Origin of the sequence: Couchioplanes azureus, assembly GCF_014648355.1 — a bacterium.
Lineage (GTDB): Bacteria > Actinomycetota > Actinomycetes > Mycobacteriales > Micromonosporaceae > Actinoplanes > Actinoplanes azureus.
This window is the reverse complement of record NZ_BMQY01000004.1, coordinates 581571-599207: the sequence shown is the minus strand read 5'-3', so window position 1 is coordinate 599207 and position 17637 is coordinate 581571. Positions and strand designations below refer to the sequence as shown.

Annotated in this window: 13 protein-coding genes; 8 read left to right on the top strand and 5 right to left on the bottom strand. The window is 72.7% G+C overall.

Going from position 1 to position 17637, the window contains the following annotated elements; translation table 11 throughout:
- Positions 1-2 precede the first annotated feature (2 nt).
- From IEY99_RS17825 to IEY99_RS17815, 3 genes are all read right to left on the bottom strand, one after another.
- Positions 3-2204, bottom strand: a complete 2202-nt coding sequence (locus tag IEY99_RS17825; RefSeq protein ID WP_308427059.1) for a putative bifunctional diguanylate cyclase/phosphodiesterase — start codon at positions 2202-2204, stop codon at positions 3-5.
- Between the two features lie 78 nt (positions 2205-2282).
- On the bottom strand, positions 2283-4523 hold the full coding sequence (locus IEY99_RS17820) for a putative bifunctional diguanylate cyclase/phosphodiesterase (protein ID WP_308427058.1): 2241 nt from the start codon (positions 4521-4523) through the stop codon (positions 2283-2285).
- 57 nt (positions 4524-4580) lie between these two features.
- A complete protein-coding gene (locus IEY99_RS17815; protein WP_229798869.1) occupies positions 4581-6209 on the bottom strand; it encodes an acyl-CoA dehydrogenase family protein in 1629 nt (542 codons plus the stop codon).
- Positions 6210-6292: 83 nt separating this feature from the next.
- Between IEY99_RS17815 and IEY99_RS17810 the strand changes: the two genes are divergently transcribed.
- From IEY99_RS17810 to IEY99_RS17795, 4 genes are all read left to right on the top strand, one after another.
- Positions 6293-6904, top strand: a complete 612-nt coding sequence (locus IEY99_RS17810) for a hypothetical protein (RefSeq protein ID WP_189204532.1) — start codon at positions 6293-6295, stop codon at positions 6902-6904.
- 82 nt (positions 6905-6986) lie between these two features.
- The gene (locus IEY99_RS17805; RefSeq protein WP_189204531.1) at positions 6987-7820 is read left to right on the top strand and encodes a hypothetical protein; all 834 of its coding nucleotides are present in this window, start codon (positions 6987-6989) and stop codon (positions 7818-7820) included.
- Positions 7821-7980: 160 nt separating this feature from the next.
- Positions 7981-8739, top strand: coding sequence for an MBL fold metallo-hydrolase (locus IEY99_RS17800; RefSeq protein ID WP_189204871.1), 759 nt, complete (start codon positions 7981-7983; stop codon positions 8737-8739).
- Positions 8740-8770: 31 nt separating this feature from the next.
- Positions 8771-9391 carry a TetR/AcrR family transcriptional regulator gene (locus IEY99_RS17795; protein ID WP_189204530.1) on the top strand — a complete coding sequence of 207 codons (621 nt, stop codon included), beginning with the start codon at positions 8771-8773 and terminating at the stop codon, positions 9389-9391.
- A 226-nt stretch (positions 9392-9617) separates the two neighbouring features.
- On the opposite strand, the gene IEY99_RS17790 is transcribed toward IEY99_RS17795, so the two are convergent.
- Positions 9618-11072, bottom strand: a complete 1455-nt coding sequence (locus tag IEY99_RS17790; RefSeq protein ID WP_189204529.1) for a helix-turn-helix transcriptional regulator — start codon at positions 11070-11072, stop codon at positions 9618-9620.
- A 122-nt stretch (positions 11073-11194) separates the two neighbouring features.
- Here IEY99_RS17790 and aceA point away from each other — a divergent pair, with 122 nt between their 5' ends.
- The 3 genes from aceA (at position 11195) to IEY99_RS17775 (ending at position 15734) form a co-directional block, all read left to right on the top strand.
- A complete protein-coding gene (gene aceA / locus IEY99_RS17785; RefSeq protein ID WP_189204528.1) occupies positions 11195-12484 on the top strand; it encodes an isocitrate lyase in 1290 nt (429 codons plus the stop codon).
- A 1-nt stretch (position 12485) separates the two neighbouring features.
- A complete protein-coding gene (gene aceB / locus IEY99_RS17780; protein WP_189204526.1) occupies positions 12486-14102 on the top strand; it encodes a malate synthase A in 1617 nt (538 codons plus the stop codon).
- Between the two features lie 159 nt (positions 14103-14261).
- Complete coding sequence (locus tag IEY99_RS17775) at positions 14262-15734, top strand: mannitol dehydrogenase family protein (protein ID WP_189204524.1); 1473 nt, start codon at positions 14262-14264, stop codon at positions 15732-15734.
- Positions 15735-15812: 78 nt separating this feature from the next.
- Here IEY99_RS17775 and IEY99_RS17770 read toward each other — a convergent pair whose 3' ends face one another.
- Positions 15813-16589 carry a DUF2267 domain-containing protein gene (locus IEY99_RS17770; protein ID WP_268245124.1) on the bottom strand — a complete coding sequence of 259 codons (777 nt, stop codon included), beginning with the start codon at positions 16587-16589 and terminating at the stop codon, positions 15813-15815.
- Positions 16590-16843: 254 nt separating this feature from the next.
- Between IEY99_RS17770 and IEY99_RS17765 the strand changes: the two genes are divergently transcribed.
- Complete coding sequence (locus tag IEY99_RS17765; protein WP_189204520.1) at positions 16844-17581, top strand: lytic polysaccharide monooxygenase; 738 nt, start codon at positions 16844-16846, stop codon at positions 17579-17581.
- Positions 17582-17637 lie beyond the last annotated feature (56 nt).

Here is a 17637-nt window from a genome sequence, read left to right as displayed (position 1 = left end):
CCCTAGACCGCCCCGGTGACGGTGTCCGGGACGCCGAACGACGGCTCGGCGGCCGGCCGGCCGAAGTGGTAGCCCTGCGCCAGCTCGTAGCCGAGCCGGTGCAGCTCCGCGGCCTGCTCCGGGGTCTCCACGCCCTCGGCCACCGCGGTCAGGCCGAGCCCGGCGCTGACCTGGATGAGCGCCGTGGCGATGACCGCGTGCCGGCCGGCCATCGTGATGGTGTCGACGAAGGACTTGTCCACCTTGATCACGTCGACGGGCACGGTCTGCAACAGCCCCAGCGACGAGTGGCCGGTGCCGAAGTCGTCGAGCGCGATGGCCACGCCCAGGTCGTGCACCTCCTGCAGCGACTGCACGGCCTGACCGCCGCCGAACACCGCGGTCTCCGTGACCTCGACCGCGAGCGCCCCCGCGGGCAGCCCCGTCTCCCGCAGCACGGCCGCCACCATCGCGGCGAAGCCGGGCTCGGCGAGCTGGCGGGCGGACACGTTGACGCTCATCCGCACCGGGGACGCGGCGCCCTGCTCCGCGCGCCACACGACCGCCTGCAGGCAGGCCGTCCGCATGATCCATTCGCCGAGCTCGACGATCAGGCCGTTGCGCTCGGCCGCGGGGATGAAGCGGTTCGGCGGGATCACGCCGCGCTCCGGGTGGTCCCAGCGCACCAGCGCCTCGACGGCGACGGTCTCGCCCGCCGGGAGCGACACGATCGGCTGGTAGACCACCCGGAACTGCCCGGCGTCCAGGGCGGTGCGCAGCTCGGCCCCGAGGCGGGCCTGCTCGTCGGCCGTCTCGTCGAGCTCCGGGGTGTAGCGGCGCGGACGGTCGTGGGTGGCCTTGGCGGCGTACATGGCGACGTCGGCGCGGCGCATCACCTCGTACGGGTCGCTCGTGCCGTCCCCGCAGGTGACGCCGATGCTCGCCCCGACGAGCAGGTCGTGCTCGCCGGCGGTGACCGGGACGGTCAGCGCCTGCGCGAGCCGGGCCACCAGCTCGTCGGCCCGGGCGTCGGTCGCCTCCGGCATCAGCACGGCGAACTCGTCGCCGCCCATCCGCGCGACCAGGACGTCGGGGGGCAGGGCGGCGCGCAGCCGCTGCGCGACCACGGTGAGCAGGCGGTCGCCGACACCGTGGCCGAGCCGGTCGTTGACGCCCTTGAAGTCGTCGAGGTCGAGCAGCGCCACCTGGAGCCGTCCGGCCGCGAGGGCCGCGCCGAGCGCGTGCTCGAAGCGGCGCCGGTTCGCCAGCCCGGTGAGCTCGTCGGCCATGGCCAGATCCTCCAGCTGGCTCGCCTGGCGCTGGACCTCGCCGACGAAGCCGGACATGCGCACCACGACGAGCAGGAAGAGCAGCACCGCGCCGGCGGCGATGGTGAGCCGGTCGACCTCGTCGGCGCCGATGCCCGGGATGAACAGCAGGCCGGGCGCGAGCAGCGAGCACACGGCCAGCAGCACCAGCCGGGCCCGGCCGACGCGGGCCCCGCCGGCCTGCTCGTCGGCCGTGCCGGCGCCGCGCATCGACGGGTGCAGGGCGGCGGCGCCCCAGCAGATGTAGGACAGCAGCCAGCCGACGTCCAGGGCCGAGATCTCGACCTGCACGTACAGCGCGACGAGCGAGTAGGTCACATCGCTGACGAGCAGCAGCAGCGCGGCCAGGCCGAGCAGCCGGACGCTCGGGGAGAGCCGGCCGACCCCGGTGTAGAAGCGGGCCAGCATGGCCAGCAGCAGCGTGTCGGCGGCCGGGTAGGCGACGCCGACCACCCGTTCCATGGTCGACGCGGTCGCGTCGGTGGCGATCGGGTGCATCACGAACACCCAGAACACCAGCCCCAGACCGACCGCCACGATGGCGGCGTCCACCAGGGCCGAGAGGTCGCGGACGCCCCGCTGCCGGTCGCGGATCAGCATCAGCATGCCGGCCACCAGCATCGGGTACGCGCTGAGATAGACGTAGTCCGCCGGCGACGGGTACGGATCCTGCTCCAGGACGTACAGGTAGTACTCCCACACCAGGTCGCCGATGACCCAGGTGAACTGCCCGGCGGCGAACCAGTACCACATCGCCGGGCGGTGCGGCCGGTGCAACCGGACGCCGGTGATGATCAGCGCGGTGGAGACCAGGCCGATGGCGTCGTACGTGAGGTTCGAGGGGAGCCCGTCGGGCGGCAGCAGGAAATAGCCCGCCGTGGCCAGTGACCCCGTCACCAGCCAGATCCACCACAACCGTTCGCGCCGCACACCCTGCCATCGGCCGCGCCGGGTTTCAGATGAGGTGTCCATGGGTCACGAGACCGTCGCCGCGCCGGTGCCCGTGGTCACACCGGCGCCGTCGAAGCGGGGTTGCGCCACCGGCTCGCCGAAGAGGTTGCCCTGGGCGAAGCGATAGCCGATCCGGTGCAGCTCCGCGGCCTGCTCGGCGGTCTCCACGCCCTCGGCCACGGCGGCCATCCCGAGGCCGTCGCTGACCTGCAGCAGTGCGGTGGCGATGACCGCGTGCCGGCCGGCCCGGGTGATCGAGGCGACGAAGGACCGGTCGACCTTGATCACGTCGACGGGCACGCTCTGCAGCAGCCCGAGCGAGGAGTGGCCGGTGCCGAAGTCGTCGAGGGCGACCGGCACGCCCAGGGCGCGCAGGTCGTCGAGCGCCCGGACCGCCTCGCCGCCGTGGATCAGGGCGGTCTCGGTCACCTCGAGGGTCAGGTGGTCCGCCGGCAGCCGGGTCTCGGCCAGGGTGGCGGCGACCAGCGCCGGGAAGCCGGGATCGGCGAGCTGGCGGTCGGAGACGTTGACGTGCAGGCGCCCGGGCGCGCCCGCGCCGAGCGTGCGCAGCCAGCCGGCGGCCTCCGCACACGCGGTGCGCAGGATCCAGTCGCCGAGCTCCACGATGAGCCCGCTGCGCTCGGCGACCGGCAGGAACTCGGCCGGCGCCAGCGTGCCGCGGACCGGATGCTCCCAGCGCACCAGCGCCTCGACGGCCACCATCCGGTGGTCGGGCAGCGAGACGACGGGCTGGTAGACCAGGCGGAACCGGCCCTCGTCCAGGGCGGCGCGCAGCTCCGCCCCGATCCTGGCCTCCTCGGCGGCCTGCACGTCCAGGTCGGGCAGGTAGCGCCGGTGCCGCTCGCCGGCCTGCTTCGCGGCGTACATCGCGACGTCCGCGCGGCGCAGCACCTCGAAGCCGTCGGTGGTCCCGGCGCCGTCCGCGGTGCCGATGCTGGCGCCCACCAGCAGGTCCTGCCCGTCGAGCGTGATCGGCTCGCGCAGTGCCGTGCCGATCCGGCGGACGATGCGGTCCATGACGGCCGCCGACCCGCCGGGCACGAGCACCGCGAACTCGTCGCCGCCCATGCGTGCGACCACGTCGCCGTCGCGCAGCGCCCCGAGCAGGCGGCCGGCGACCACCTCGAGCAGCCGGTCGCCGACGCCGTGCCCGAGCCGGTCGTTGACGTCCTTGAAGCCGTTGAGGTCGAGCACCGCCACCTGCGGCGAGCCGGCGGCGACGGCCGCGCCGAGGCGCTCCTCGAAGACCCGGCGGTTGGGCAGTCCGGTCAGCGCGTCCCGCAACGCGAGATCCTCCAGCTGACCCGCCTGGCGCTGGATCTGCGTCACGAAGCCGGACATGCGGGCGAGGACCAGCAGGAACAGCAGCACCGCGCCGGTGCCGATGGCCGGCCAGCTGATCTCGCCCGAGCCGGTCGCGCCCTCGATGAACAGCAGCGCCGGGACCAGCAGCGTGCAGGCGGCCAGCAGGACCAGCCGGCCCCGTCCCAGGCGCGGGTCCACCGGGCGGGCCGGCGGGGCCGCCGCGCCGGCCGAGCGGTGCAGGGCGGCGGCGCCGTAGAGCACGTTGCCCACCATCCAGCCGGCCGAGACGGAGCCGTCCAGCGCGGGGGCGTACACGGAGACCAGCTGGAACGCCACGTCGGAGATGAGCATGGCGCCGGTGCCTGCGGTGATCAGCAGGAGGCTGGCCGAGGCCCGGCCGGAGCGGGTCAGCAGCCGCGCCACGATCGCGAGCAGCACCAGGTCGAACGCCGGGTAGGCGGCCCCGACGAGGCGTTCCAGCGGCGCGATGGACTCGTCGGCGGCGACCGGGCCGATGACGAACACCCACCACACCAGCCCCAGCCCGGTGGCGATGATCGCGGCGTCGAGCCGCCCGGCCAGGTCGCGCAGCAGCCGGCCGCGCGCCAGCATGATGCTGCCGATGATCAGGGGCGGGCACGAGACGAGGTAGAACACGTCCGCCAGCGACGGGAACGGATCGCGGTGCAGGACGTGCAGGTCGATGTCGTAGCTGATGTCGCCGGCCATCCGGAACAGCACCGACGCGGCGAAGAGGTACCAGGCCAGCCGGGGCTCCGGCCGGTTGCGCCGGATGCCGGCGAGGACCGCCACCAGGGTGGCGGCCGCGAGCACGTCCCAGAGCGCGGCGCCGGCGACGGTCCCGCCGCCGCCCAGCAGCGGGTACGCGACGTACGCCAGCAGTCCCGCGGACATCCACGCCGCGACCGTCCGGTCCACCCGTACGCTCCGCACGCCAGGTCATCGGCGGCCGCCCGCGGCACCTGAGCGTTCGGCTCATGCGGGCATGGCGCGCGCCAACAGGACGGCGGTGCCCGAACCGGACGGCAAGGTGCCGAACGTGCGGCCCCAGTCCCCGGCGAGGCGGGTCGCGCAGAAGGCGTCGGCGACCTCGGCGGGGGCGTGGCGCACCAGCAGCGAGCCCTGCAGCACCACCGCCATGCGCTCGACCGCGCGGCGGGCCTGGAACTCCAGGTCGTCGCCGCCGAGCAGGGCGGTCAGGCCCGCCGCGGCCTCGTCGAGGCGCCGGTCGGCCCCCGCGGCCGCCGCGATCTCGGCCCGGAACGCCTCCAGGCTGCCCGGGTCGCGGCGCAGCGCCCGGAGCACGTCCAGGGCCTGCACGTTGCCCGAGCCCTCCCAGATCGAGTTCAGCGGGGCGTCGCGGTACAGCCGGGGAAGGCCGGACTCCTCCACGTAGCCGTTGCCGCCGAGGCATTCGAGGGCCTCGCCGACCACGGCCGGCTGGCGCTTGCACACCCAGTACTTGCCGACCGCCACCGCCAGCCGGCCGAAGGCACGCTCACCGTCGTCCCCGCGTACGCCCCGGTCGACGGCCCCGGCCAGCCGCAGCGCCAGCGCCGTCGCGGCCTCGGTCTCCACCGCCAGGTCGGCGCAGACGTTGCGCATCAGCGGCTTGTCGATCAACCGGCCGCCGAAGGCGGACCGGTGCCGCACGTGGTGCAGCGCCTGGACCAGCGCGGCCCGCATCCCGGACGCCGAGCCGGTCACGCAGTCGAGCCGGGTCATGGCGACCATCTCGATGATCGTGCGCACGCCCTGGCCCTCGTCGCCGACCCGCCACGCCACGGTGTCGTCGAACTCGGGCTCGCTGCTGGCGTTGCTGCGGTTGCCGAGCTTGTCCTTGAGCCGCTGGATCCGGAAGGTGTTGCGCTCGCCGCCGGGCAGCACCCGCGGCACGAGGAAGCACGTCAGCCCGGCCGGTGCCTGGGCGAGCACGAGGAACAGGTCGCACATCGGCGCGCTGGTGAACCACTTGTGGCCGCGCAGCCGGTAGGTGCCGTCGGCGGCGGGGGTGGCGGTGGTCGAGTTGGCCCGTACGTCCGAGCCGCCCTGCTTCTCCGTCATGCCCATGCCGGCGAGCAGGCCACGCTTGGTCAGCGGCGCCCGCAGCCCCGGATCGTACGCCCGGCTGGTGAGCAGCGGCTCGTACGCGGCCGCCAGCTCCGGGGCGTGGCGCAGGGCGGGAACCACCGCGTACGTCATCGACACCGGGCACGAATGACCGGCCTCGACCTGGCTCCAGACGAACATCCCGGCGGCCCGCGCCACGTGCGCACCCGGCCGCGGATCGGCCCACGGCGCCCCGGCCAGCCCCTCGCCCACGGCGACGTCCATCAGCCGGTGCCAGGACGGGTGGAACTCCACCTCGTCGAGGCGGTGACCGTAGCGGTCGTGGGTCGCGAGGCGCGGCTCGTGCCGGTTGGCCTCCTCGGCCCACCGCTGCGGCTCGGCCTCCCCGGCCAGCTTGCCGAGCCGGTGCAGGTCACCGGCGGCCCACCCGGCACCCTCCCGCTCGACCGCGTCGAGCAACGCCGCATCGGCGGCGACGTCGTAGCCGACGAGCGGCGGGGGTTGGTTGACGACCTCGTGCGTGGAAGCGCTCACGCGCCGAATCTAGACCGTATCGATGGTCCTCGCGACCGCCCGTATCACCGCGCGGCCCGTACCCGGCACGCGATGATGAACCGATGATGGCACGCGCGGCCCTGGTCACCCTGGCACTGGCCGGCTGCGCCGGACCGGACGCCCCCGCACCCGCCCGGACCGTTCCGCCCGGCTGCGACGCTGCGGCCAGCCGCGTCGAGTGGTCGGGCTACACCAAGCAGCCGAAGCTGACCAGCGTCCGTCTCTACCGCGGAGCGGCCGTCACCGCCGACCCGGGTACGCCGGTCCTCGAGGAACCGTACGTCTCCGCGATCACCGGACCGACCGCTCCGGCGGACTGGCTGGCGCGGCTGGCCACGTCCCTCGCCGCCGAGACCGGCGACGAGATCCACACCGAGCCGGCGGTCCTGGAGGACGGCGTCCGCTGGGGCAGCAGCGGCGTCCTGGACGACCCCAGCATCGAGGAAACCCTGCACTACGAGGGCGTGCAAGCCGTGTCCGCCGCCTTCACCGTGCACTGCGCGCCGCCGGTGCAAGGCGCCCTCACCGCGTGGACCACCTTCTCCTACGGCGGCGTGACCTGCGGCCAGCTCGAACCCCCGGCCGATGAGCTCGGCCGGCTGGCCCGCAGCTACTGCCCCCGCACGCCGGTCCCCGGTCCACCGAGTCCCGCCATCGAGGCCGGCGTCGACTGAGCGCCCGCGGCGCCTCGATGACTACGCGCGAATATCCGCGATCATGCCGCGGGCTCCCCGGGACGCCCCTAGCATTCCCGCCATGACGGCGGACTCCGCAACGCTTCACGGCGACGAGCAGACGCTCTTCCTGGCGCTTGCGCCGGATGGAACGGCCGCCAGCAACCCGACTGTCCAGAAGAAGCTGGGATGGGATACCGACCGCTACTTCCGAGCCCGCGATGCCCTGGTGGATGCGGCGCTGATCGTACGGGGTAGAGGCCGGGGCGGCGTGGTGCGGCGCGTGCCGGCGGACACGTCGGCGGAGGAGACGACGGTCGCCGTGGTCGTCGAGACGACCTCCGACCCGGCGACCACTGTGGCCGCCGTCGAGGCTGTCATCAAGAACGAGATCGCCCTCTACGAACCGATGCGCCATGTCATCGCGAACGACTGGGCCAGGGACCACCGGCGGGATCCTCTCGCGGTGGAAATCACCGCGTTGCAGGGCCGCCGTGCGACCGGCGGTACGTGGTCGCGCCCGGATATCGTGAGCGTCGAAGTGCGCACTTTTGCCTTTGTGCCCGGCAAGTACCTCGAAGTCGCCTCGTTCGAGGTCAAGGCCGCGAACGCCATCAACGTCCAGGCGGTGTACGAAGCGCTGGCGCACCGGCGCTCGGCCACCCATTCCTACGTCCTCCTTCATGTACCCGCCGACCAGGCCGAGCAGCTCGAAGAGGATGTCGCCGACGTGGCGGAGGCCGCCCGGACACACGGGATCGGTGTCATCACGGCGGCGGACCCCGACGACTACGACACCTGGGAAGACCGCGAAGAGGCCCGCCGGATCGAACCGGATCCGGAGCGGCTCAACAACTTCGTGGCGACGCAGCTTTCCGAGAAGACGCGTGATCTGATTTCTCGCCGCCTGCGGTAGGGCCATTCGGAATGGATCAGCATCTGTCGCCCATCTCCCGCGGACCGGGGTAGCGCCGAGCCAGTTGACCGATCAGTCAAGAGACCCCTAGGGTGAGCGCGCAGTTGACCGATCAGTCAACTGATTGAGGAGAGGGAAACCCATGGGAGACGGAGCTGCGGTGCGCAAGACCAAGGTGCTCGCCGTGCCGGTTGCGGGCAGTCACCACATCAACACCTATCTGGTGATCGGGCGGCGGCCGATTCTCGTCGATGCGGGCATACCCGGCAGCGCCCGGCGGATCCACGACGGCATCGCCCGGCACGGCGTCGACCCGGCGGACCTGGCGCTGATCGTGCTCACCCACGCCCACCTCGACCACTTCGGCGCGGCGGCCGAGCTGCGGCGGCTGACCGGCGCTCCCGTGGCCGGGCATGCCGCCGACGCCGCGCAGTACCGCAGCGGGCGGGTCCGGGAGCCGTACCTGCCCACCGGGCCGATGGGCCGGCTGATGGCGCGGGCCCGGGCCCTGCACGTGCGGGCCGAGCCGCTCGAGCCGGACATCCTGCTGGACGGGCCGGCGCCGCTCGGCGAGTTCGGCGTGGACGGCCGGATCATGCCCACCCCCGGGCACACCGCCGGGTCGGTCTCCGTGCTGACGGACGCCGGCGACCTGGTCGCGGGCGACCTGATCGCCGGTTCCTTCTTCGGGCTCGTGCCCCGCCGGCCGGCCAATCCGCCGTTCCACGACGATCGGGCGGGCAACCTGGCCAGCCTGCGGGCGATGCTCGCGCTGCGGCCGCGCACGCTGTACGTCGGGCACGGCGGCCCCCTCGACCCCGGCCGCGCCGCCGGCTGGGCCGCCCGGGAGCAGCGGCGCCTGGACCGGCTGGCGCGCCGGGGGCGGCTGACCCGGCGGGCGGCCGAGCGGGACGCGTAGAGTTCGCCGCGGCTGTGAAGGAGGCGCCGAGATGGCGAACGACACCCGCGAACGCATCGTCACGGTGGCTCGTGACCTGGTGCACGGCGCCTCGCTCGCGCAGGTCAGCACCGAGGACGTCTGCAAGGCCGCGGGCGTGCACAAGGGCAGCCTCTACCACTTCTTCCCGTCCAAGAACGCGCTCGCCGCCGCGGTGCTGGAACGCAACTGGGACATGATGAGCACGGTGCTGGAGGAGTCCTTCGCCACCGACGTGGGGCCCCTGGAGCGCATCGACCGGTTCGTCGACGGCTTCGCCGGGATGCTCGCGCTGATGCGGCAGCGGATGGGTGCGACGCCCGGGTGCCCGCTGGGCGGTCTCGCCGCGGAGATGGCCGGCCTCGGCGCCGAGGCCCGGGCCCAGGTCGGCCGGATCCTCACCGGCTGGACGCGGTACTTCACCTCGGCCATCGGCGAGGCCAGGGACCGGGGGGAGATCGAGGCGTCGACCGACCCCGGCGAGGCCGCGACGCGGCTGCTCGCCCACCTGCAGGGCCACGCCCTGATGGCCCGGGCGTACGACGACCCGGACATGCTCCGCCGCGCCAAGCCGGGTCTGCGGATGCTGCTCGGCGCGCGCCCGTCCGCGGCGGAGCGGCCGTCCGGCGGTTGAGGCGACCGTGACGGTTCTGGACCTGACCTCCCGGCCACGTTGTCGGCGGCGGTACGCACCGACCCGTGGGGTGACCACCCGGTCCGGAAGACACCGTCTTCTCCCGACGTGTCCACGGTGGCCGGTGTGAACGACGTGCGCCAGCTCGGGGTGCGCTTCGAGCCTGCGGAGACCGGAGCGCACGGCGGCTCGGCCGTCCACATCGACACCGTGGAGCTGGTCCGAGTCAGTCCTGGGCGCGGCGCTCCAGGAACTCGTAGACGTCCTGGGCGTCGACCCCCGGGAAGGTGCCCGGGGGGAGCGCGGCGAGCAGGTGGGAGTGGACCCGGGCGCTCGGCCACGCGTGCCCGGCCCACTGCTTCACCAGGTCGGCCGGCGGGCGGCGGCAGCAGTCCGGGTCGGGGCAGCGGGACACCGTGCGGCGGGTGGTGTCGCCGCCGCGGAACCAGCGGGCGTGCTCGTACGGCGTGCCCACCGTGACCGAGAACTCCCCGGAGCGGGTCGACTCGACGTGCACGGTGCACCAGTACGTGCCGCCCACGGTGTCGGTGAACTGGTAGAAGGACGAGTACGGGTCGTCGGCCTGGAAGACCGTGCGCGACGCCCAGTTGCGGCAGACCGGCTGGCCCTCGATCGCGCCGGTGACGTCGGCCGGGAAGCGGACGCCGTCGTTCTCGTAGGCCTTGTAGACCGTGCCGCTCTCGTGGACCCGGCAGAAGTGGACCGGGATGCCGAAGTGGTGGGTCGCCAGGTTGGTGAAGCGGTGCGCCGCCGTCTCGTACGAGACGCCGAAGGCGTCCCGGAAGTCGTCGATCGCCAGGGCGCGGTCCGCCTTCGCCTCGCGCAGGAAGTCGACGGCGAACTTCTCCGGCATCAGCAGCGCCGCCGCGAAGTAGTTGGCCTCCACCCGCTGGCGCAGGAAGTCGCCGTAGTCCGACGGGTCCTCGTGGCCGAGCACGAAGTGGCCCAGCGTCTGCAGGACCACCGCGCGCGGGTCGTGACCCTTGTTGCTCGCGACCTGCGGCAGGTAGATGCGGCGGTTGCGCAGGTCGGTGACCGACCGGGTGGAGTCGGGCAGGTCGGGCACGTAGTGCAGGGTGAAGCCGAGCTGGACCGCGATGTCCAGGATGCCGCGCTGCGACAGCGGGCCGGTGGTGTGCCGGACCGACTGCAGGATCTTCGCCGCCGCCTCCTCGATCTCCGGGAAGTAGTTGTCGCGTTCGCGCATCTGCTCGCGGAGGTGCTGGTTGGCCCGGCGGGCCACCTCGGGGGTGGCGCTCTGCTCGGTCAGCAGGCGGGTCAGCTCGCGGTGCAGGCCGATCAGCGACTCCAGGGCGTCGGCCGGCAGCCGCCGCCCGCCGCGCACCACCGGCAGGCCGAGCGCCTGGTAGGCCGGCTCGCGCTGGAAGTGGGCCAGCTCGATCTCCAGCCCGGCGCGCCGGCTCGGCGCCTCGGGGCGCAGCAGATCCTGCATCGGTACGCCCAGCGCCGCCGCGATCGCCTGCAGGACGCTGAGCTTCGGCTCGCGTTTGCCGTTCTCGATGAGGGAGAGCTGCGAGGGTGCCCGCCCGACCGCCGCGCTGAGCTGGTCGAGGGTCATGTTCTTCGACCGTCGCAGATGCCGCAGCCGCTGGCCGAGGGTCACCAGGTCGACCGAGCCGTCAGAAGATGAAGCCGTCACGGGTTTTTACGTTAGCAGAAGATTCTCAATTCTTCTCCTCACATATGCCTGCCAGAGGGGTTGCGCGGTGCGCGAGAGTCGAGTTCTTCCCGCACGGAGCAGGGCTGGAAAGGAAACTTGAGATGACTGATCAGCTGACCGACGTCAGGGGCGGTACCGCCGCGGACCTCACTCGGGCTTGGGCCGGCGATCCCCGATGGCTCGGCATCAAGCGCGACTACACCGCGCAGGACGTCGTGCGTCTTCGTGGCAGCCTCCAGGAACGGCACACTCTCGCCGAGCGCGGCGCCCAGAAGCTCTGGGACCTGCTGCACTCCGAGGACTACATCAACGCCCTCGGCGCCCTCACCGGCGGCCAGGCCGTGCAGATGGTCCGGGCCGGCCTGAAGGCCATCTACCTCTCCGGCTGGCAGGTTGCGGCCGACGCGAACCTCTCCGGCCACACCTACCCGGACCAGAGCCTCTACCCGGCCAACTCGGTGCCGGCCGTGGTGCGCCGGATCAACAACGCGCTGCTGCGCACCGACCAGATCGAGGTCGCCGCCGGCCGCACGGACAAGGACTGGTTCGCGCCGATCGTCGCCGACGCGGAGGCCGGCTTCGGTGGCCCGCTCAACGCGTTCGAGCTGATGAAGGGCATGATCGCCGCCGGCGCCGCGGGCGTGCACTGGGAGGACCAGCTCGCCTCCGAGAAGAAGTGCGGCCACCTGGGCGGCAAGGTGCTCATCCCGACCCAGCAGCACATCCGCACGCTGAACGCGGCCCGCCTGGCGGCCGACGTGGCCGGCGTCCCGACCCTGGTCATCGCCCGCACCGACGCCCTGGCGGCGGACCTGCTGACCACCGACGTGGACGAGCGCGACAAGCCGTTCCTGACCGGCGAGCGCACCGCGGAGGGCTTCTTCCGGGTCCGCCCGGGCGACGACGCCGCGATCGCCCGCGGCATCGCGTACGCCGACTACGCCGACCTGCTCTGGGTCGAGACCGGCAAGCCGGACCTGGAGTTCGCCAAGAAGTTCGCCGAGGCCGTGCACGCCAAGCACCCGGGCAAGATGCTGGCGTACAACTGCTCGCCGTCGTTCAACTGGAAGCGCAACCTGGACGACGACACGATCGCCCGGTTCCAGAAGGAGCTCGGCGCGATGGGCTACAAGTTCCAGTTCGTCACGCTGGCCGGCTTCCACGCCCTCAACCACTCGATGTTCGAGCTGGCCAAGGGCTACTCGACCACCGGCATGAGCGCGTACGTGAAGCTGCAGGAGGCCGAGTTCGCGGCCGAGGCCGACGGCTACACCGCGACCAAGCACCAGGCCGAGGTCGGCACCGGCTACTTCGACGCGGTCTCGACCGCGCTGAACCCGGAGAGCTCCACCACCGCGCTGTCCGGCTCGACCGAGGAAGAGCAGTTCTGACATGGGCACCGAAGAGGTCACCATCTGCGGCGAAAGCGGGGGTCGGTACGCCGAGATCCTGACGCCCGAGGCGATCGACTTCGTCGTGGCGCTGGACCGTGAGTTCGGCGCCCGCCGGGTGCAGCTGCTCGAGCGCCGCCGGCGCCGGCGGGCCACCCGCACCACCGAGCTGGACTTCCTGCCGTCGACCGAGCACATCCGCAAGGACGACTCCTGGACGGTCGCGCCTCCGGCGGAGGACCTGACCGACCGGCGGGTGGAGATCACCGGTCCGCCGGAGCGCAAGATGACCATCAACGCGCTCAACTCCGGCGCCAAGGTGTGGATGGCGGACTTCGAGGACGCCACCGCACCGACCTGGGAGAACATCATCCTGGGCCAGCTCAACCTGCGGGACGCGCTGGACGGCAAGCTGGACTACACCGCGCCGGACGGCAAGGAGTACAAGGTCGGCGACACCATGCCGACCATCATGGTCCGTCCGCGTGGCTGGCACCTGCCCGAGTGCCACCTGCGGATCGGCGGGCGGGCGGTGTCGGCGTCGCTGTTCGACTTCGGCATGTACCTGTTCCACTGCGGACGGCGTCAGCTCGAGCGCGACAGCGGGCCGTACTTCTACCTGCCGAAGCTCGAGAGCCACCTCGAGGCCCGGCTGTGGAACGACGTGTTCGTCTTCGCGCAGCAGCTGCTCGGCATCCCCCGGGGCACGATCCGTGCCACGGTGCTGATCGAGACCATCACCGCGGCCTTCGAGATGGAAGAGATCCTGTACGAGCTGCGCGAGCACTCGGCCGGCCTGAACGCGGGCCGGTGGGACTACCTCTTCAGCATGATCAAGAACCGGCCGGACGTGGTGCTGCCGGAGCGCTCGCAGGTCACGATGACCGCGCCGTTCATGCGGGCGTACACGGAGCTGCTGGTCCAGACGTGCCACAAGCGCGGCGCCCACGCGATCGGCGGCATGGCCGCCGTCGTGCCCAGCCGTGACCCGGTCGCGGCCAAGCGGGCGCTCAACCAGGTGCGGCAGGACAAGCGGCGCGAGGTCGGCGACGGCTTCGACGGCTCGTGGGTGGCGCACCCCGGCCTGGTCGAGACCTGCAAGGAGGTCTTCGACCAGTGGCTCGGCTTCGAGCCGAACCAGCTCGTGCGCCGCCGCGACGACGTGCGGGTCACCGCCAAGGAGCTGCTCGACGTGCGGGCGACCGCCGTCACGGTGACCGAGGTGGCGTTGCGCAACAACGTCAGCGTCGCCCTGCGCTACACGGCCGCCTGGCTCGGCGGGCGGGGCGCGGTGGCCCTCGGCGGGCTGATGGAGGACGCGGCGACCGCGGAGATCTGCCGGGCCCAGCTCTGGCAGTGGATCTCCCACGGCACCCCGACCGACTACGGCGTGCCGGTCACGGCCGGACTGGTGACCCGGATGCTGCGCGAGGAACTGGACGTCCTCGCGGAGACGGGCGCTCTCGACGAGGACGCCGCCCGGCGCTTCGGGCAGGCCCGCACCCTGCTCACCGTGTTGCTCACGGAGCGGACCTGTCCGGAGTTCCTCACCCTGCCCGCGTACCTGCGGCACATGACCGGGGACAAGCCCACGCCGGCTCCGGCGATGAGTGTCTGACCTGCGGGAAGAGTACGGCCCGGCGGCGATCTGCCGCCGGGCCGTGCCCGTGTTGGCGCCCGGTGGGAAAGGCGCCGGGTCCCGGCCCCGGCGCGGCTCTCTCCCGGATGCGATGCTGAGGTCCTCACGAGGCTTCTAGCAGCGCTGGGAGGACCCACCATGGTGCCGCTCACTGCCGAGAACCTGTCATCCCTGCCGGCCGGCCTGCCCGTACCGTCCTACGACCGCGCCGCGCTGCGGACCGGGATCGTGCACTTCGGAGTCGGCGGTTTCCACCGGGCCCACGAGGCGATGTACCTCGACCGTCTGATGGCGCGCGGCGCGGCGCGGGACTGGGCGATCTGCGGCGTGGGCGTGATGCCCTCCGACGAGCGGATGCGCGACGCGCTCGTCGCGCAGGACGGCCTCTACACGCTGGTCGTCAAGGCGCCGGACGGCACCCTCGAGGCCCGGGTCATCGGCTCCATCACGGAATACCTGTACGCGCCGGACGACCCCGAGGCCGTCGTCGAGAAGATGGCCGACCCGGGCGTGCGCATCGTCTCGCTGACCGTCACCGAGGGCGGCTACCACATCGACGCCGTCACCGGGGAGTTCCTGGCGGACGATCCCGGCGTGCAGCACGACCTGGTCCCCGGCGTCCGGCCCCGGACGACCTTCGGGCTGGTCACCGAGGCGCTGTCCCGGCGCCGCGCGCGCGGTGTCCCCCCGTTCACCATCATGAGCTGCGACAACATCCAGGGCAACGGCCACGCCGCCCGCCGCAGCTTCGCCGCCTTCGCCACGCTGCGCGATCCCGAGCTGGGCGCCTACGTCCGCGAGCAGGTGGCGTTCCCCAACAGCATGGTGGACCGCATCACGCCCGTGACCACCGCCGAGGACCGCGAGGAGGTCCGCCGGCGCTTCGGGGTGGACGACGCCTGGCCGGTGGTCTGCGAGCCGTTCGCCCAGTGGGCCCTGGAGGATGTGTTCCCGCTGGGACGCCCGCCGTTCGAGGAGGCGGGGGTGCAGATGGTGGCCGACGTGGAGCCGTACGAGCTGATGAAGCTGCGCCTGCTCAACGCGAGCCACCAGGCGCTGTGCTACTTCGGCTACCTCTGCGGCTACCGGCTGGTGCACGAGGTCGCCCAGGACCCGCTGTTCGCCCGGTTCCTGCTCGCCTACATGGACCGCGAGGCGACGCCGACCCTGGCCCCCGTGCCCGGCATCGACCTGGACACCTACCGGCACCAGCTCATCGAGCGTTTCTCCAACGCCCAGGTGCGGGACACCGTGGCGCGGCTGTGCGCGGAGAGCTCCGACCGGATCCCCAAGTGGCTGCTGCCGGTGATCCGCCACAATCTGCGCACCGGCGGCGAGATTCTGCGCTCGACCGCGGTGGTGGCCTCCTGGGCCCGCTATGCCGAGGGCGTCGACGAGCAGGGGCAGCCGATCGAGGTGGTCGACCGGCTGCGCGACAGCCTGGTGCCCCGGGCCCGGCGCCAGCGCGAGGAGCCGCTGGCCTTCGTCGCACACCGCGAGCTCTTCGGCGACCTCGTGGACGACGAGCGCTTCGTCGCGACGTACCGGTCGGTCCTCGCCTCCCTGCACGGCAAGGGCGCCCGGGCGACGCTGGAGGACCTGGCCGCCTAGCCCGGCCGGCGGCCCCGGACGTGGGCGGAGATCCACCCGGGCGACGAGCAGGCGCCCGGGGAACCCGAGCGCCTGCGCTCAGAGCTGTTCGGCGGCACCCGTACCGGGGGGATCGGGCTGCTCCGCGACCTGCAGGATCTCAACCTCGTGGCCGCCGAGTGCGACATCGCCTGGACCGTCGTGGGGCAGGCCGCCCGGGACGCGCCCGACGAGGAGCTGGTCCCGGTCGTCGGCCGGTGCGAGGGTGCGGCCGCCATCCAGGTGCAGTGGCTGCGTACCCGGCTGAAGCGGGCCGCTCCGCAGGCCCTTCTCGTCGCTCGTCGACCGGATCCGGCCGGGGCGCCGGGGCGGCAGCGCGGGTGCGGGAGTGATTGCCGGCGCAGCGGGACGACGACCCAGCACCGCGCCGGCCGAGCCCAGGGTGGGGAGCAGGAGCCGGTACCGCCGGGCCGGGTCGTCCGGGCGGGCCGACAGCAGGGGGCGTACCTCGGCCGGCGCCCACGGGGCGAGCGACGCGGGTGTGACCCCCCGGCAGTAGCTGTTGAGCTGTTCGAAGACCACCCGCGACAGGAACGCCGCGTTCGGCTCGTCGATGTGCAGTCCCTGCGCGACGGACCGGATCAGGGTGCGGCACGCGTCGCCGGCGATGTGCTGCCGCCCGGCGCCGTCGTCGGCGGGTGCCACCCGGGGCGGGGCGAGCTCGGCGGGGAGCTGGACGATGACCTGCTGGAGTGTCCGATCCGGAACCAACTGCCGGCACGCCTGCAGCACGGTGCGGATGACGCGCCGTGCCTCGTTGCGTCCGTGCAAGCGACCACGAGCTCGTACGTGAGACACCAGGTCGTCGCGATGCATGAGACCACGCCTTTCCCCCGGGGGCGTCCTCGGCTCCGGGGCCGGCCGAATACCCCATCGAAGCACCGGGAAACGTCCACGAGGTTGCTCTCACGTATCGAAATATTTCTCTAAATGTATTTACTGTTAACAATCTTTAACTTATGTTGGCCCCACGGCCGGAAGGCGCCCCCACGCCTGCCGTCCCGTCCCCGCGGTGGGCCGGGGTTCCCCCTCGTCCCCGGCCTGCCGTTCCCCGTGAAGAGGAGCCCTTCATGAGACGCAGAGTCGCCCTACCCATCCTCAGCACCGCGGCCGTCGGCGCGTCGCTCTTCGTCGCCGTGGCCCCCGCCTCGGCGCACGGCTACGTCTCCTCGCCGCCCAGCCGCCAGGCGAACTGTGCCAGCGGTGCCGTCGCGAACTGCGGCGACATCATCTACGAGCCGCAGAGCGTGGAGGCCCCCAAGGGTTCGATGCAGTGCAACGGCGGTGGCAGCCGCTTCGCCGTCCTCAACGACGCCGGCAAGGGCTGGCCGGCCGCCTCCGTCGGCAAGACGGTGACCTTCACCTGGACGTTCACCGCGCGGCACGCCACCCACTCCTGGGAGTACTTCATCGGCGGCACCCGGCTGGCCGTGTTCTACGACGGCGGCGCGCAGCCCGGCGCCACCAAGTCCCACTCGGTCGGCATGGGTGCCTTCAGCGGCCGGCAGACGGTGCTCGCCCGCTGGAACGTCAACGACACCCCGATGGCGTTCTACGCCTGCGTCGACGTGAACATCGGCGGTGGCGGTGGCGGTGGCGGTGGCGGTGGCGGTGGCGGTGGCGGTGGCGGTGGCGGCGGTGAGCCGCCCACCACCCCGCCGGACGGTGGCACCTGGCGCGCGGGGACGGCGTACGCGCCCGGGACCACCGTGACCTACGGCGGGTCGGCGTACCGGTGCCGGCAGGCGCACACCGCGCTGACCGGGTGGGAGCCGCCGAGCGTCCCCGCCCTGTGGGAACGGATGTGAGGTGGCGCCGGACCGCCGCGGCGGTCCTGCTGGTGGTCGTGGCCGGCTGCGGGTCC

Bases quoted from the DNA above. Each gene is read 5' to 3' on its own strand.
- IEY99_RS17810 (WP_189204532.1), top strand. From the start codon at position 6,293: ATGATGGCACGCGCGGCCCTGGTCACCCTGGCACTGGCCGGCTGCGCC.
- IEY99_RS17805 (WP_189204531.1), top strand. From the start codon at position 6,987: ATGACGGCGGACTCCGCAACGCTTCACGGCGACGAGCAGACGCTCTTC.
- IEY99_RS17795 (WP_189204530.1), top strand. From the start codon at position 8,771: ATGGCGAACGACACCCGCGAACGCATCGTCACGGTGGCTCGTGACCTG.
- aceA (WP_189204528.1), top strand. From the start codon at position 11,195: ATGACTGATCAGCTGACCGACGTCAGGGGCGGTACCGCCGCGGACCTC.
- aceB (WP_189204526.1), top strand. From the start codon at position 12,486: ATGGGCACCGAAGAGGTCACCATCTGCGGCGAAAGCGGGGGTCGGTAC.
- IEY99_RS17775 (WP_189204524.1), top strand. From the start codon at position 14,262: ATGGTGCCGCTCACTGCCGAGAACCTGTCATCCCTGCCGGCCGGCCTG.
- IEY99_RS17770 (WP_268245124.1), bottom strand. From the start codon at position 16,589: ATGCATCGCGACGACCTGGTGTCTCACGTACGAGCTCGTGGTCGCTTG.
- IEY99_RS17765 (WP_189204520.1), top strand. From the start codon at position 16,844: ATGAGACGCAGAGTCGCCCTACCCATCCTCAGCACCGCGGCCGTCGGC.